The organism is Taylorella asinigenitalis MCE3 (genome assembly GCF_000226625.1).
Taxonomy (GTDB): Bacteria; Pseudomonadota; Gammaproteobacteria; order Burkholderiales; family Burkholderiaceae_B; genus Taylorella; species Taylorella asinigenitalis.
Map to the genome: position 1 here is coordinate 1,562,026 of NC_016043.1, position 16,946 is coordinate 1,578,971.

At 39.0% G+C, this 16,946-nt stretch carries 6 protein-coding genes; all 6 read right to left on the bottom strand.

Features of this window, described 5'->3' with window-relative positions:
• Positions 1-6 precede the first annotated feature (6 nt).
• A complete protein-coding gene (locus TASI_RS07410; RefSeq protein ID WP_014112145.1) occupies positions 7-1,374 on the bottom strand; it encodes an FAD-binding oxidoreductase in 1,368 nt (455 codons plus the stop codon).
• Positions 1,375-1,479: 105 nt separating this feature from the next.
• Positions 1,480-4,545 carry a YadA-like family protein gene (locus tag TASI_RS07415; RefSeq protein WP_014112146.1) on the bottom strand — a complete coding sequence of 1,022 codons (3,066 nt, stop codon included), beginning with the start codon at positions 4,543-4,545 and terminating at the stop codon, positions 1,480-1,482.
• A 334-nt stretch (positions 4,546-4,879) separates the two neighbouring features.
• Positions 4,880-4,993, bottom strand: coding sequence for a YadA-like family protein (locus TASI_RS08120; RefSeq protein WP_014112147.1), 114 nt, complete (start codon positions 4,991-4,993; stop codon positions 4,880-4,882).
• 418 nt (positions 4,994-5,411) lie between these two features.
• Entirely contained in the window at positions 5,412-6,863 is a 1,452-nt protein-coding gene (locus TASI_RS07420; protein ID WP_014112148.1) for an RNA-binding domain-containing protein, read from the bottom strand.
• A gap of 153 nt (positions 6,864-7,016) precedes the next feature.
• Entirely contained in the window at positions 7,017-14,012 is a 6,996-nt protein-coding gene (locus TASI_RS07425; protein ID WP_014112149.1) for an ESPR-type extended signal peptide-containing protein, read from the bottom strand.
• Between the two features lie 212 nt (positions 14,013-14,224).
• On the bottom strand, positions 14,225-16,780 hold the full coding sequence (locus TASI_RS07430; RefSeq protein ID WP_014112150.1) for an ESPR-type extended signal peptide-containing protein: 2,556 nt from the start codon (positions 16,778-16,780) through the stop codon (positions 14,225-14,227).
• Positions 16,781-16,946 lie beyond the last annotated feature (166 nt).

The following is a 16,946-nucleotide window of genomic DNA, read 5'->3' on the forward strand; positions in this document are numbered from 1 at the left end:
ATGATATCAATCGATTACTCGACTGCGATTTAACAAATCCTTGCTATTTATCGTATTCTTAATCATCTTCATCACTTCGATTTGGTCGGGGTCGCGAGTGTATGTCAGGAAATCTTTTTTGATCCGTCCGATGCCATGCTCTGCCGTTATACTACCTCGCATAGGTTTAATGATTTCATACATCATCGTTTCAATCGGAATGATATCGGCTTCGGTAATATTTCCAGTTGTGACATGAAGATTGCCATCACCAACGTGCCCGAAAATTAGATTCACCATATCGGGATATTTTTGTCCTGCAATATCGACCCACTTTTCGTAAAACTCTTGCATATATTTGATGGGCAAGCCAATATCAAAATTTACGACTACACCCAACTTACGCATGCAGTAACCTATGCCATCGCGAATTTTCCAAAGTTCTTCGGATTGCGATTCGCTTTGGGGCACGAGAGCGTCGACGGCAAGCCCCTCTTCAATGATGGCCTCAAGATACTCATGAAATCTATCGTTCAGGTCATCCCTTGAGCCTTCCACCTCCATAAGTACATATAATGGATAAGCACCATCAAAGGGGACCTTAATCCCCTGAAGCTGTGCGGACATTGAAAGATAGTCAAGCCACATAACTTCAAAACTCGCAATTTCAGCCAATGCCGCTCGCGTCTTTGTGAGCAATTTCGTGACTGATTGGAAATTCTCTAAAGCGACAAGGGCGTTGTGTTTGTGAGCTGGCTTAGGAAAAAGTCGCAACACGGCACGTGTAACGATACCATACCGCCCCTCAGAGCCAATAAACAAATGCTTAAGGTCAAGACCTGTATTGTTTTTTATCATGCTATAGGTCATATCGAGCAAAGTGCCATCGGGCAACACAACCTCCAGTCCAAGCGTAAGTTCACGCATCGTACCGTAGCGGAAGACCTTATTGCCACCTGCATTTGTGGCAATATTCCCGCCTACAAAACATGACCCCCGTGCTCCCAAATCAAGCGGAAAATACCATCCTTTATCGAGGACAGCCTTCTGCAGGTTTTCGAGAATGACACCTGCTTGCACAAGAGCAGTGCCACCCACATTATCGATCTCCTCGATTTTATCCATTTTCTCGAAACTAATAACAACATCGCCTTCATTAGGAACGGCCCCAGCAGCCAACCCTGTAAGCCCACCTTGAACAGTAAATGGCGTATTATTCTGGTGGCAATGCTTTACGATGTGCACCACTTCTTCTGTACTACGTGGTCGATAGACTATTGAGGGGGAGGCTTCGGGATATCCACTTGCATCTGATGAATATTTTTCGAGAAGGCTTGCATCGGTTATGTTGTCGATATGTGCGAGGCTTTCGATATGTGGGAGGGTGTCACTCATTATTTTTCCTTATTATGTATGAGGAAAATTATAACTTGTAAAAAAAAGCCCACGACCGAGGCCGTGGGTATTGTATGGAGAAGAATGAATAAGTAGTTTATTTATTTACCACTGATATCCTGCACCTATGGTAGCACCAAGTTGTTTTCTACTAGAGCCAGCAACAGACCCTTTAATTACCCATTTTCCATTACAAGAAACAGTAGAAATACCAAGTGCATAACCCTGTTTTCCATCAAGTGTACTACCAGCTACAGACACCATACTTTTACCAGGGGCAGTAGCTTGAGGAAGACCACTAGTAGCCATGGCCATAGCTGAAGCCCCTAAAGCATCATCGTATCGTTCTTCAACCTGACCAACTGTAGCAGCTGAATCATGTTTAGTGCCAGGCTTCAAGTTAGTAATTTCTTTGCCTCCTGCATCACCATTAAATTCGCCTGAGCCGCCTGAAGTACCGCCTGAACCGTATTTCTCAAGATAGTTTTCTAGTGATTTAACGCTTACTGCTTTGTTTTTATTTTCAGCTTCTTGCATTTCATCGTAAGACATTTCTTTTAAGCCATCGATACTTTCAATACCTTTAAGGTTTTTAGCAAGACGAACGTTTAGGGTGTTATCATTTCCTTTGACGACTCCAATATTGTCTTCGTTAGAGACATCTGTGGCTCCGCCTTTGAGGTTAAGCGTTTTGTTAAGTGGAACATCAACTTTATTACCGTCATCGCCTACATAAGAAGTGCCCATCGCGATTTCTTTAATCACATCTTTACCTTCTGAATCCTTCTCTTTGACAACAGTTTTAATACCATCTTTGGTGATTACAGTACCATTACCATTTTCATCAACAAATTCAGCTGATTCAAGACCTTTCAGGTTTTTAGCTAGTTTAATATTAAGCTTACCAGTATTTTTACCGTCAGCACCAATTTCTGTTTCAGTTGTTATATTTCCTGTTGTGAAATTTTCTGGTTTATTATTTTCTTCAGGTACTCCGCCACCAATAACAACTTTATCTTCTTTAGGTTTTACTGTTGTGCCTTTCTCATCTGCTATTGCTGGTAGTAGCTCACCAATCTTCTCATCTAAAGATTTTTTAAACCAATAAAGTTGAGAACCATTAATAGCGTCAGTACTATCTTTATTAATACGACCTGCTGCCACGTGTTGGATTTGACGTTCTTGGCCAGGTCGACCGATGGTCATTACCCAATCCTTGCCTTTATTATCAGCACCTGCCCATTTTGCACCCTCAGGAATTGTGACTTTTTGGTAACCATCAGTTGAAGCATTTATACCAAGATAAATTGCATTAGCACGATTAGCTTTTATATTACTACCTATAACTATAGAGTTTTGAGCTCCGTAAGTTAAACCATTAGAATGCCCAATAACAATTGATTTAGAAGCACTAGAGTAGTTTTGATTACCTATTACAGTAGCTAAGGAAATTCTAGAAACATTTAATTCTTTAACTTTTGGATCTTTATCTGGTCTTACATCTGTAAAATCAACTTGTGCACCTAAGTAGTTTTTAAAACCAAAAATTGATGACTGTTCTGCATTTTGTGCAAAATTGTGTGAGCCTGAAATATTCACATTTATAGTAGATGCACTACGACCTGAATAGATTTTGTTGTTATACCCAAAAACAAATCCATAAGAATTTCCAATTTTTTTATTTTCATCAATTATGATTTGACTATTATTGTTTACTGATATTATGTTATTAAGAATACTGTTTTTAGTACCCACAGCTATAGAGCGTGCATTTACTACATTACCATTACCAAAACCTAGAGCATCATCACCCACATCATTGCCGATACCAATACCTATTGAACCCTGCACCCACCTGACTAATGAAGTACCATCTAAATTAGAACCATCAGAAGTAGTAGCATCGTTTTTAGAATAGTTATCAATACCTATCGCTATAGCATCGTATCCGCTTGCTCTATTAGTATAACCAACAGCTACTGAGTAATCAGCTGAGGCTATATTCCTCATACCAACTGCCGTTGAAGCAGTACCAAGACTTACGTTCCAACTTCCTATAGCTGAAGAAAATGTACCTAATGAGAGGTTATTATGGCCAAAAGCTGATGACTCATCCCCTATCGCGGTGTTATATGTACCAAACCCTGAAGCAAAACCACCAGTTACTGTATTGAAATTACCCACGGCTGATTGATGATTATGCGGCCAATCCTTACCAGCTTTTTCAATAGCTTTGGAAATTTCTTGTTGTTCCTTTTCACTCAAGTACTTTAAACTATCGTAATCATTGGTTGTAAAAGTTAATCCAGAATTCTGCCAGTATTTTGACGTATTCCACAATCTGGCCTTAATACTATTGATATATATTGCACTAAGTTGATCTTCGGGCTTGTTGCTAATAGGTTCATAAGGCAATGCGTTTAGAACATCCAAAAGTCTAGGTGTCATTACTCCGTTTACTTCTTTAGACCCCAAAAGATTAGATGGTCCAGCATAGTTAAATACACCCATAGAGGAAGCGGCTTCAGTCGTAGATGTATTAGCCGCACCAATCGAAATTGCATTTTTTCCATAGGATGCATTATGTAAACCAACAGACACTGCTTGATTTGTAAATGCGTAGTTATGTTGACCAGAAGCAAATGAATTCCACATAGCTACGTTGTTATTACCTACTGAAACTGATCCAATACTTGCATAGGAGTTGTAGCCAAACGCATTTGATTTATCTCCTTGAGCCCGTGCGTAGTGACCTAAAGCAAAGTTATTCGATCCATTGGCTTCTGAATATTGACCAATTGCAAAGGACTGTTGACCCTGTGCAGATGCACCCATACCAATTTGAACGTTAAAATACATGGGTTCCCATAAGTTATTTTTAGGGTATGGATTAACGTGATCAATAATAAATGTGGGACCACCTGCATGAATACGGAATCCATCTAAAAAAACATCCCCATCTACTGTAACATCATCTTTAAGTACTACAGATTCTGTAATTTCAACCTCTTCAGTTATTGTTTGTTTTGCCTCTACAATTTCTGCGGTAGCAACTAATGCAACTCCTACAGCTACAACTTTAGAATTTTTGCAGAAGCCTTTAACAAGTTCAGAAACAGCAACCCAAGAACCTAAAGTTTTATTAAATTTAGATTTAAAGATTTTATTCATAGCAATTTGAAATAATATGTTAAAAAATAATACCAATATAAGTCTTATAAATTTTGGTTTATAGGGCAATAACAAATATTTTGTAACTAATAATGTCTATGAGTATACTGTAGATATGGCAATTAAACTTGTATATACAATCCTTAAAAATATTTAATGACAATGCTACTAATAGATTCCCCCCCCCGCAAAACTGTAAAAACTCTTGTTTCATAATTTACAAAACGTTACAAAAATGTTGTTAAAAAACCCACGTCTTATGCGTGGGCTATCAAGTGATGTGTAAGCGGGGGCATTGCCACCTATGTGACTAATGCCCCTAGCTTAAGCCAAGCTACTTCCAAGCGTATCCTGCTCCAACGCCGGCACTGATTTGACCGCGGCCATTGCCAGTGACATTGCCTTTGAGGATCCATTTACCGTTATCGGATACAGACGATACACCCACAGATAAAGCTGTGTGGCCTTCGTGAGTGCCGCTGGAATAATATGTTCACACATTGGCAATTATGTTCACACTTGACCCATTTTGTTCACGCAATATATTTAAGCTATTGATTTATAAAATCAAATTTAAGATTTTGCTTATTCTGATTTTAAATTTTAGTTAGGATTTTCCTAATAGCCAAACCTCTATGTTCACACATTGGCAATTATGTTCACACTTGTCCCATTTTGTTCACGCAAAATATTTAAGCTATTGATTTATATAATCAAATTTACGATTTTGCTTATTCTGATTTTAAATTTTAGTTAGGATTTTCCTTATAGCCAAACCTCTATGTTCACACATTGGCAATTATGTTCACACTTGACCCATTTTGTTCACGCAGACATTATGTATAAATAGAAATAAGTATATTTTTTTAAAAGTTAAGTCTGTAGTGCTGACTTTTATCATTTTTAGATGAACCCTCCCACTTAAGAAAACCCCGTTTCTCCAAACCTTTAAGAATTTTTAAAGTGTAAGTAGTTCCTCTATTCAACAAATCCGAACCTTTTTTAGTGTTAAGTGTTGAGGAAGTATTGAACATGTAATGAAGTATAAATTTTTCATGACTTGATAAATCATCGACAACTTCCTTAGTAAAAATTCCTTTAAGTTTATCGTCAAACCTAAATCTTCTATTCAATAGGTTATTTTCCAATTTCAGATGTACAGAAAAATTTTCTTCTTTATAGATTGGAGCTTTTAAGAATAAATTTTCCATCTCACTATAGATTCTCTTAACCCCTTCATTTATTTCTTTTACCCACCCAAATTCAGACAAAATTCTTGCTATTGTTGGATTCCTAGAATATCGAGTATTTAGAAGATTGTCTTTTGTTACATAGCTTGGAAAGGTTCCTGGGCTAATAATCTCAAGAGAGTCATCAAAAATTTTAATTTTTATGTAATCCCCTCTAATAGAATAGTCTCTATGAGTTAGAGCATTTACCATACCTTCAAACCAGGCAAATTCAGGATATTCTGGCATTTTTTTAAACTTACCATCAAGATCCAAATACTGAAACTCTCTAAGTTGTGTTCTTATATAATTTGCACATTTATCAATTATTTTGGGTATACAATCGTCAAATGTAACTTCTTTAACTATATTTATTTCAGATCCAACTTTTGCAGTATTGCCTTCATACTTTATTATCTTTACTCTAGCCTGTGGTAGATATTTGCTGGGATTTTTTCCAAACAACAATAATGCAGATGTAGTTATATTGCCCTTTACCAGCAAATTGCGAGCTTCTAATATATCTTCATTTGATGCTTGTAACGCTCCAAGCTTTATTTTGAATTCTTCTACAATGCTTAAATCTAAATCATCTAAAGTAGCCGAAGAAACGATTTCTTCTTCAAAAAATCTTTGTCCCTTATCGTACTCTAGTTGAGTTATTTGTTCATGATTGAGTTTTACTGAATTGCTTAATTGCCTTAAATATACTGTTCCATCGTTCATTTTAATAATTCTTTTAGGTGATGGGGGAACAATAACAATCAAAATCCTATCATCTTCATCTTTAGAATTTTTTATATTTTTTTCAACATACTCCACTTTGAATGGAGTGTCTCTGAGTTCCGTCAAACTGATATTCTTGTATGATTCTATGTTTTTTGATTTATTTTGCTTGAAACCAGTTATTTCTCCATCATCTTCAATACCAATCACTATATGACCGCCTTCGGCATTTGCAAAAGCTACTATTGCTCTGAGAATTTCTTTTGGTTCTGTACGAGCACTTTTCCTTTCAAAGTGTTGATTTTCTTTTTCCTTACAATAATATTCAATATCTCTCGTTATAGATTCAGCTACACTATTCATCGCATTTCAAACTCAGATTTATTTTCTATAATTTTAATTCATTACCCCTACAAATCACTCAGTTATAAAAACAAAAAACCCCCAGTCTTTGACTAGGGGTATAGGGCTTAGATATAAGAATCTATGTGCATCGCATCAGATGAATATACCTCGCTACTTCCAAGCGTATCCTGCTCCAACGCCGGCACTGATTTGACCACGGCCATTGCCAGTGACATTGCCTTTGAGGATCCATTTACCGTTATCGGATACAGATGATACACCAACAGATAAAGCTGTGTGGCCTTCGTGAGTGCCGCCTGCTATTCCGACGACGCTTTGGCCAGGCTCGTAAGCTTGCGGTAGGCTCGCAACGGCTATAGCACTAGCTGTGCCAGCTGATGCGTCCTGATAACGCTTTTCGATATCGCCTTTAAGCTCTCTCTTAGTAGCAGCAAGCATATCGCTTACTTGGCCGAATTGGGCAGCATCCGTAGGCTTAACGCCTGGTGCAACATCATTAATTATGAGTCCAGCTGCACTGATGCCATCTTTCGTGAACTGCGGACCATTCTCGCCTACTTTAAGCCCTCTCTCGTCGAAAGTCGCTTTATCATCCCCTTTAGCAACAGTCACACCGTTACTATCGATATTGATGGATTTGCCTGAATCATTGCCATCTTTATCGAGAGGCTTGAATTCGGCCGATTGCAGACCTTTCAGATTCTTCGCAAGACGCACTGCAAGGACCTGTTTCTTATCGCTTCCTTCGCCCTGCTCCTCAACTATTACACCGATATTCTTATCTTTAGTGGTCGAAAGTTTAGTTTCATCCTTCTCGCCCCCCACGATATCAAGTGTATTATTAAGCTTTTTATTTATGACCTTATCGCCGTCGCCTTTAAATCCGAGCCCATCGTTTAGGGTGGCAATGCTCTCTTTTACGGCATTCTCGCCCTTGCCCGTAGTTAAGGTAATTCTCGGTTTAGTGCTGTCAGGTTCATCACCAAGTCCTGGCTCACCCTTAGGCTCAACTGAAATTAAAGAAGTCGAAGGGTCGTCTGATCCTTCAGGTTTCTTCGTGATTTCAAGGCCGCCTGGGGTAAGTTTAGAGCCATCGCCATTTGAAGGATCCTTGACGGCGATTTCAGGTCCTTTAGAATTTGGATCCTCTGGATCTTTAGCTGCGTTGATTACGATAGTTTTCTCGCCATCTTTGTTAATGATTTCAACCTTACCGTCTTTTCCAGGTTGGCCGTCCTTGCCATCTTTTCCGATAGTTAGATTATCAAGTGCCAAATCTTTTTTCATAGCCACTGTAATCGTAGTTTCTTTGGTATCTGGGTCTTGAGTTACCTTGGTCATAATATTAGACCCCTCGTCAAACTCATCCCATTTGGTGTTATCTTTATGGCCTGAAATATTAACTCGAGAATTTAGAGTATTAGCTACAGGATTTTTTTCTGGATCACCATCACCAGCATTTGCACCGAATAAGAAGCCATCTTTCAAAGTGGCACCTTGATCGACTTCATTGCCATCTTTATCGGTAAGGATAATGCGAGTAATGCCATCTTCTCCATCAACGCCTGGTTTACCATTTAGTGTCATAGTAATACCAGCATCACCTTTTTCACCAGGTTGACCATTCTCTCCAGGTTTTCCATCTACACCTTTAAAAATGATTACGTCTGGTTTAATTTCAACTGTAGAATCACCATCGCCAGAGGTCACGGTAATATTACCGTCTTCTCCATCTGTGCCATCTTCGTTAGGGCCACCGAATTCGCCATTTGTAAGTTTGAGATCTTTTTTCATGGCAATGCGTATGATTTTCTCTCCACCTGGACCATCTTCGATTTTGGTCATAATATTTTCACCACCATCGAAGTCTTCCCATTTATTGTTACCAGCTGCCCCTGCGATTCTCACTGAATTATTAAGCTTAACAGCAGCCTTACCATTTGTGGTGTTGTCTTTAAAAATCAATCCATCTTCAAGAGTAGCTACTTCTTCGACAACTGGTGTGTCAACACCTGGTCCACTAACAGTATGAGTTAAGCGGCGTTTTTTAGTTTCAGGGTTTTCAACACCTCCAGTACCATCTTTCTTCGTACCAAGTTTTGATGTGCCCACACCATCATTAATAGCGAAACCGTCGTGCTCAATTTCTGAGTATTTAGATGTATCACCATTAGTGACTTTAATATGCCCATCACCCTCAGCATCCACTGAAGCTGTGATTACGTTTGCATTCTCTGCATTTTTTATCTTAAGTTCACCAGCTGTTTTCTTAGGAGCATCTGGGTTCGCAGGGTCAGTTGAAATCTCATTTACGCCTAAAACTACTCTTCTATCTCCATTCTTGTCGTTTAAGCGGAAATCTCCGTGACCATGCTCGTCCGCACCAAGCTTCGCGATTTCATCATTTTCGCGGCCATTCAAAATAATACGTGGATCGCCTTTAGTATCTTCATTTTCGCTAACTGAAGCTACTATCTTATCCATCATTTTGCCATCTTGGATTGTGAGTTTGCCAGGTTTCGCATCTGTACCAGCATCTGCATCCGCAGGAGTTCCAGTTAGTGTTAGCGATTCGAATTCAGGTGATTTTTTAAGTGCGACCGTATACTTAATATTGTCCCCGTCTTTCTCGGCTTTAGTCATAACATTGTTGCCGCTATCAAACTGAGCCCATGTGGAGTTCAAATCAGCCCCTTGGATAGTTATCACTTTATTCAATGTGATGGCAATGTTCTTGCCGTCATTACCCGAGAATTTAAATCCGTCTAATAGCGTTGCGAGAGGATTATCGTTTACGGTGATGCGATCGATAGGAGCGTCATTAATATCTTTGGGTTCATCAGTTTTGACTTTTATTACTACTTTACCGTCTTCCCCATTTTTTCCGTCTACACCATTAAACACGATCGAATCAGGTTTAACTTCAGCAGTTTTGTTTGGATTATTAGGGTCTTGAGCCTTGAGTGAATCCAATTTCAATTCTTTATTCAAGCCGATTCGCATAGTATCCCCATCAAGCCAAGTCATTATATTTGCGTCATCAAATTTACTTTTATCAGTGTTTGAATCAGCACCTTTAATATTTAAAGTGCCCCCATCTTTAAGTTTTATTGTTTTAGTCCCAGAAGCGTCAGCAATATTAGAACCAAATGTTAGAGCTTTATCTCCTAATTCTCCTACTTCCTTATCAACATATTGTTTGTTTGCAGCATCTGTGTCTTCTGATGGGTCAGCTACACCAGTGATTTTCTTTCCGCCAGCATTAATGCCATCATTATTAATAACAACAGTATCTACTGTAAGACCATTTGGACCAAAAGATGGACCAGAGTTTGGAAACGCCAAGCCATCTGCATTTAACGTAGGACCATTTTCAATAGCAATAGATGTAAGACCTGTTAGCGTTTTCTTTAGGGCAAATGCAACACCATCGTTAGAAGCAGTTGTTGTGATATTATCATCACCTGTGAAGGACAAGGTTTTCCCTAATGCAATAGCATCACTAGTATTGGTCCCATCAGAAAGTTTATATCCAAGAGCCTTAAGTTCATCAATTTCAGCTTGTACATAACCAACGTTCGCCGCATCATTTACAGGCGATTTATCAGAAGCTGGTTTAATATTGGTGATTGGTTTGTTATTTGCATTCAGCCCGCCATCTTTGGTCAATGAAGGACCACCAGTAATTGTGACACCAGATCCATTAATAGTTGTATCACCGAACTGAGCTGATGTAAGTCCTGTAAGAACTTTGGATAGACCTATCAAAAGCTGACCATCAGTTGCTGAATATGTAGAGATATTTGCACCTTGATCAGTACTATCCCAAGCAGCAGTACCCTTAATTGAAATCTTGCCACCAAGTTTTACAGTTTTTTCCCCACCAGTATTTCCCTCATATTTAAAACCGCCGTTAGTTAATTCATCGACTGTATCATTCAAATATGCGAGATTCACTGCATCACCGTCGGCTTCAGGTGTAGCAACACCAGTGATTTTCTTATTGCCGGCGTTGATACCTGTTTTTAAAACTTTAACGCCCCCGCTGAGAGTCAAACCGTTGACATCAAATTTATTGTTACCCACTAAAGTTAGGCTTTGAAGATTTGTAAGTTGTTTTTTAAGCCTAATTAAAATTCCGTTAGCGTCAACTTTTGTGGCAATATTCTCGCCTTCATCAGTCAAATTATCTGTTAAAGCTGTTTTACCTTTTACGTTTATGGTTTGACCAATTTTTATGGTTTGTGCTGTACCTGAATTGCCGTTAATATCAACACCTTCTTTTATGATTGTGTCGGCTACCGCAAATAATTGCGAACCATTGATAGCATCAGTACTATTGGCACTAACCGCACCAGCAGCTACATTTACGATTTGGCGTGGGCCAATGTTTCGAACTGCTGCAAGTTCTTCTGCAGTTAATTTCGCAATCCATTCTGGTTCTTCAATTCCAGCATCTCTTAAGGCATTAATAGCATCTTCCCTTGAAACAGAACGTATAATTTCATTTTTTCTTTCATCTGTGGCATCTTCTTCAGCAGCTAATTTTGATTGAATAAGTTCCTGTTGCTTTTGAGTAACTTTAGAGTAATACTCAACTAAGTTTTTCTGGTTTTTGTATTTATCGCTTACAGAATTAGCACTTTTTAATAAGCTATCCGAGTTAAAAATCTCAGTACCAACTGCAGATCCGACTGAAACGACGCCATATTCTGCATTTCCAGCTATGAATCCAGTCACTGCAATACCGTCAATAGAAGCACCAGTCACAGATGAAGCTTCTTTACTCGAGGATCTATTTCCTAATATAACGCTATTTTTATGATTAGCTGTAATATGTCGGCCCAATACGAATGTTCTGTCAGCTTGAGCTGTGATTTCATTATTTGTACCAAGAGACATGGAACTAAATGAATGAACTTTATTCACACTCCCAAAACCAAAAGAAGCATGGTTATAAATTTTGTTCGCATAGCCAAATGCTCCACCATATCTACCATCGACTGCATTTGCATCACCTGCGGAGAATGCATGTGCAACAAATGACTTGCTGTTCCTACCCAAAGCTAAAGAGCTTTCACCCCAAGCTTCAGCTATATCCCCGACAGCAGTTGAGTTCCATACTAAGGCTTTTGCACCGTGACCGATAGCAGTAGCATTAGTATCAACAGCTTTAGAATTATGACCTAAGGCAATTGCAGCATTTCCAAATGTGTTAGCTCGAGATCCGATAGCGACTGAATGATAACCTCGGGAGAATGCATATGTTCCAAATGAACTAGATGCAGGTCCCCAGGCTTTTGCATAAGGACCGACAGCAGTTGCTGAATCTGTGCCTGCAACTGTATACGCACCTAAGGTAACTCCCCTAGTACCTGATGAAGTAGCATCAAATCCAATAGCGACAGAATCTAATGTCCTGGCATCACTTAAATAACCCAGTGCTGAAGCTGTTTGAAATTTTGCTTCACTTTGAAAACCGATAGCAACTGTATAGGCTCCTGTAGCTTTAGCTTCTTTACCAATTGAGATTGATTTTTCACCAGAAGACAGATTTTTATTACCTATGGCAATTGCTTCCGAATTAGTGATGGTATTGTTATTACCAATAGACAGAGAATAATCCCCGTTGATATTGTTTTGTGAACCTATACTGTTTGAATAATTGGCATTTACTAAGTTTTGCTTACCCAATATATTTACATATTTATAACTTGGAAGTTTTTGTTTAACTATGGATTCAAATTGAGGGGTCCCGCCTACTGGATTGCTGATATAACCTATGGCATTATTTTGGCCTATGATTGAGTTAGTTGACCCTCTAGAATAGTTTGATTTACCTATTACAACATTGTTGTTAGATTCATACTCACTGAAAGACTTAAATCTACTTACGTTTCCTCCCTGCGGGTTACCTGCTAAATTTGTGTTAAAAATAGTTTTAACGTCTTCATTTATAACGTTATCCGAACCAAAAACAGTATTGTAATATCCTGCTACGGTGTTATCTTCTCCAAAAAGTTGAGATTTATGACTCCAATTTTTACCACCTTGATATTTATTACCTACACCAAAAATAGAAGCATAGCCTTTCGAGAAGACTAAATTATTAGAACCGTATACATTATTTTTTGAGGTTCCATATACAGTGTTGTCTGTACCAGTCAAAACATTTCCAGAGCTTGAAACTAAAATATTTTTCGAACCAAAAACAAATGAACCATTGGCAGCTGAGGCAGTATATTGTGGGAAAACTAACTTTATTTTCTCTTCAGTCTCTTTAAGTTTAGTAATAACTTTATTAAATTCTCTACCTAACAATGGAAACTCTTCGACTTTAGTGGTATTGTTTGCAGATCCCACATAGTTACTAGAGCCAAATATTTCAGTTTCACTCAAATTAGTATAATTATTTCCACCATATACATTTAACTCATCGTAATAAGTATATGCGTGATTATCTGGTGTAAATCCTCTTGAAGAGTTACGTCTGATATCCAAGATATTGTTATTTCCGTATATTCGTGAATTATCTGCTCCATAAATTTGGTTGCTATTTCCAAATACTAAACTGAATCTCTGAGTTGCTAGTTTATTGGAATCCCCGTATACCATGTTGAAACCTCGAAAGGGGACTTGAGCTGTATTATTTAAGTCTCCAATAAGTTGGTTAAAGTTCCCGATAACACTATTATCTGATTGAGATATATCGTTACCATTACCCATCAGATAGAGATGAGCAGGGCCATGAAACACATCTGGTATGTCAGTATCTTTATGAATTTTGTTTCCAACACCATAAATAACTGAGTTCTGTATATCTACGGTATTACTAACACCAAAAACTGTATTATTTGAAGTAGAACCTAGTGCATCGTTTTCGGCTATTGACCCATCCCCATCTTCTGTCTCTACCCAAATATTTGGGAGCGTTAATTCCTGTGAATTTAGAGTAATACCAGGTTGATGATCGGGAGAAGTCTGTCCACTAGCCACCCCGCCCCACACTGAAATCATTCCTAAAGTTAGTGCAGCAAGTGCTGTTTTAGAGGATTTAGATTTTTTTCCGCCTGTTTTAGTTATTTCAGAAACTGCCACCCAGCTTCCTATAACTTCGTTATAAACAGTTTTAAAAATTTTATTCATATTCTTCTCTCAGTTACAAAATTTGCAAATTCTTAAAATTATAAGGTCAATTGATATCGATTGAAACATACGCAAAAATTTTGTTTACTACTTTGTATCTTTTTGTATATACAAAAACCCCCGAATCAATGACTCGGGGGGTGAGATTTTTGTATGAGAATTAGTGGGCGGGGGCATTGCCATCAATGCAACAAATGCCCCTTGTAATTAGGCTAACGCCATGTATAGCCCGCACCTATGCCGGCACCGATATCTCCATTATCAGAGCCAGAAACAGAGCCACGCAGCTGCCACTTGCCTGTAAGGGACGAACTCGAGATGCCTACAGCGAAAGCCGCCTTGCCGTGGACAGTACTACCTGCGACTGACACTGTTTTGTCGCCAGGGCGGATAGCATGAGGGAGATTGGCCATAGCCATAGCCATAGCAGCGGAGCCTAGGGCTTGCTCATGATTCGCATCCATCCTGTTGATAAGATCATTGCGTGTTTTATTGAGCTGACTTACGTTAACAGCATCCGTAGGTTTTACGCCTGCAGAGACATTAGATATAACACGGCCACCTGCATCGATACCGTCTTTAGTAACGCTTGGGCCGTCTTTGATGTGAAGGCCTGTTGCGTTAAGTGAGACGGCTGGGGCTGTTGTTCCTGGCGTTGCTGGAGCTGAGATTGTTAATCCTGTAGCTTCGAGTGATGTTAGGTTTTGGCCATCAACTGAGCTTACTTTTACTGAAGGGGCTACTGCAGAGTTGGTTCCTTCTGCTTCGGAGCCACTTGTGATTTTTACTGTTGTATTTCCTTTTTTATCGACTACGTTAATTTTGCCGTCAGCTTTAGGTTTTTTGTTTTGACCGTCTCCGCCCACTGTAAGAGTATTAGACTCTAAGTCGTTTTTAAGTGCCACTGTGACGGTTGTTTTGCCTGTATCTGCGTCCTTTTTAACTGTGGTTTGGATATTGCGGCCACCATCAAATTTAGATGGGTCTTCATTGCTATTGGTCAAAGCACCCACTATATCGAGATCTTTCACGCCTACAACAGGGTTAGCACCGCCTTTCTCAGCAGGGTTGTTTGCACCTACTTTAATTTCTGTAGTTTCGCCAGGTGTGGTGCCTGTTCCAGTGTATGAGATGGTGATTGTGGTTTTTCCTTCTATAACTTTTTTCTCGACTGAGATTCCTTTTTCGCCTATGAAGTCATATTCTGGAACTGTACCTGAACCTCCAGTCCCTGCTTTTCCGATGTCCTGCTCTAGTTTCTTAACATAGTAGTTAAGTTGTGAGCCGTTTATTGCATCTGTACTATCATTTGAAACACGGCCAGCTGCTACGTGTTGGATTTGACGCTCATTGCCAACTGAGCCTACTGTTACGATACCATAAGAATTAGCTGCTTGGCGGTTTGAGCCTGTAGTGCCAGTCGTTGCAGTAGGTTCTTTTGATGCTGCGGCCCAGGAATAAGTTTTTCCATTTATTGTTAATGGTGCAGGGGCTACAGGAGTTTGCCAACCATCTGATGCGGATAGGTCGCCAAGGTAAACACTGTTGGTTTGTTCTGCAGTAATATTGCTTCCAAGAACAATAGATTTCTCGGCTTTTAGTCTATTGGAATAACCAAAAACTAAAGCCCCTTTAGATTGAGCAATATTATCTCTACCCATAGCTACAGAATTAAGTCCAACAGCATAGTTTCTAAACCCCATCGCAACGTCAGTTTGATATAATGCCACGTTTTCTACACCTATAGCTGAGCTGTGCCCCAGTTTTTGATCTGAATTTGCATCAACAACTTCTTTTACAAATTTATTAAACTCCTCGACTCCTAGAGGGTCATCTTCAGTACCAAACAATCCAAAATTGGGCATATTTCGAATTGCGTCTTTAATATCTCCACTGTCACTATAAAGACCAGCATAGTTGAGGGTTCCTACCGCCACTGATCGACCAGTGTTAGCCTGTGCATTTGTGCCAAACGCTGATGAATAAGGACCTCTAGCATATGCGAAATTTCCAATTACCATTGAACCTATATCTGATGCTTCAGAGCCCACACCCAATACAATACTTTGTTCTTTTTTAGCTATAGAAGTTGCTCCAAAAGACATACTGTATTTACCGAAAGCGTGAGATTGATATCCAAATGCGTAAGCCATATCTGCTTGAACATCAGCTCCATGACCTATTGCAACACTCTTATTACCATAAACCTGTGCTTCATACCCTATGGACTGAGATTCTCGTCCATAAACTTTTGCAAATGAACCTATTGCAATAGAACTTTGTGGATTACCATCTTTTTTTAAAGCAGCAACTTGAGCACCCGCACCTATGGCATAATTGCCAAAACCATCAGTGCCAGGACCATTATGAACTTGGGCATGAGAACCTATTGCAAAACTATCTGTACCCCCTTTTACAAAAGATTGAGCCCCTATTGACACATTACCTTCAGGATTTATATCACCTTCATATCCAACAACTGATCCATTTATCAGAGCAAAATTTAAATAACCACCAGAAACTTGGCTTTGACTACCTATAATATTGCCATTGTCATCTTGAACAAGATCCTTTGCAAGATGATATACATCAACTTTTGGAGCAGTATCATCTGCCACTGCTACCCCCCCCCACGTGAACAGCGAGGACATTGCCACAGCACTAGCTAATAGTGATTTAGATTTTTTTCCATTAGGTTTAGCAAATTCTGAAACCGCAACCCACGCACCTAAAACTTCGTTATAAATGGTTTTGAATATTTTGTTCATATACCCACCTTATTTTTGAATTAATAATTAAGTATATGAATCAAATCGTAATATATAAAGTATTTGTAACAGCTTTAGTCTTTTCACTTTAAAATTGCGTATATATGTCCCAAAATATCTACAAAACCCTCTAAAATTCGCTAATTGTATATACAAATACCCCCGA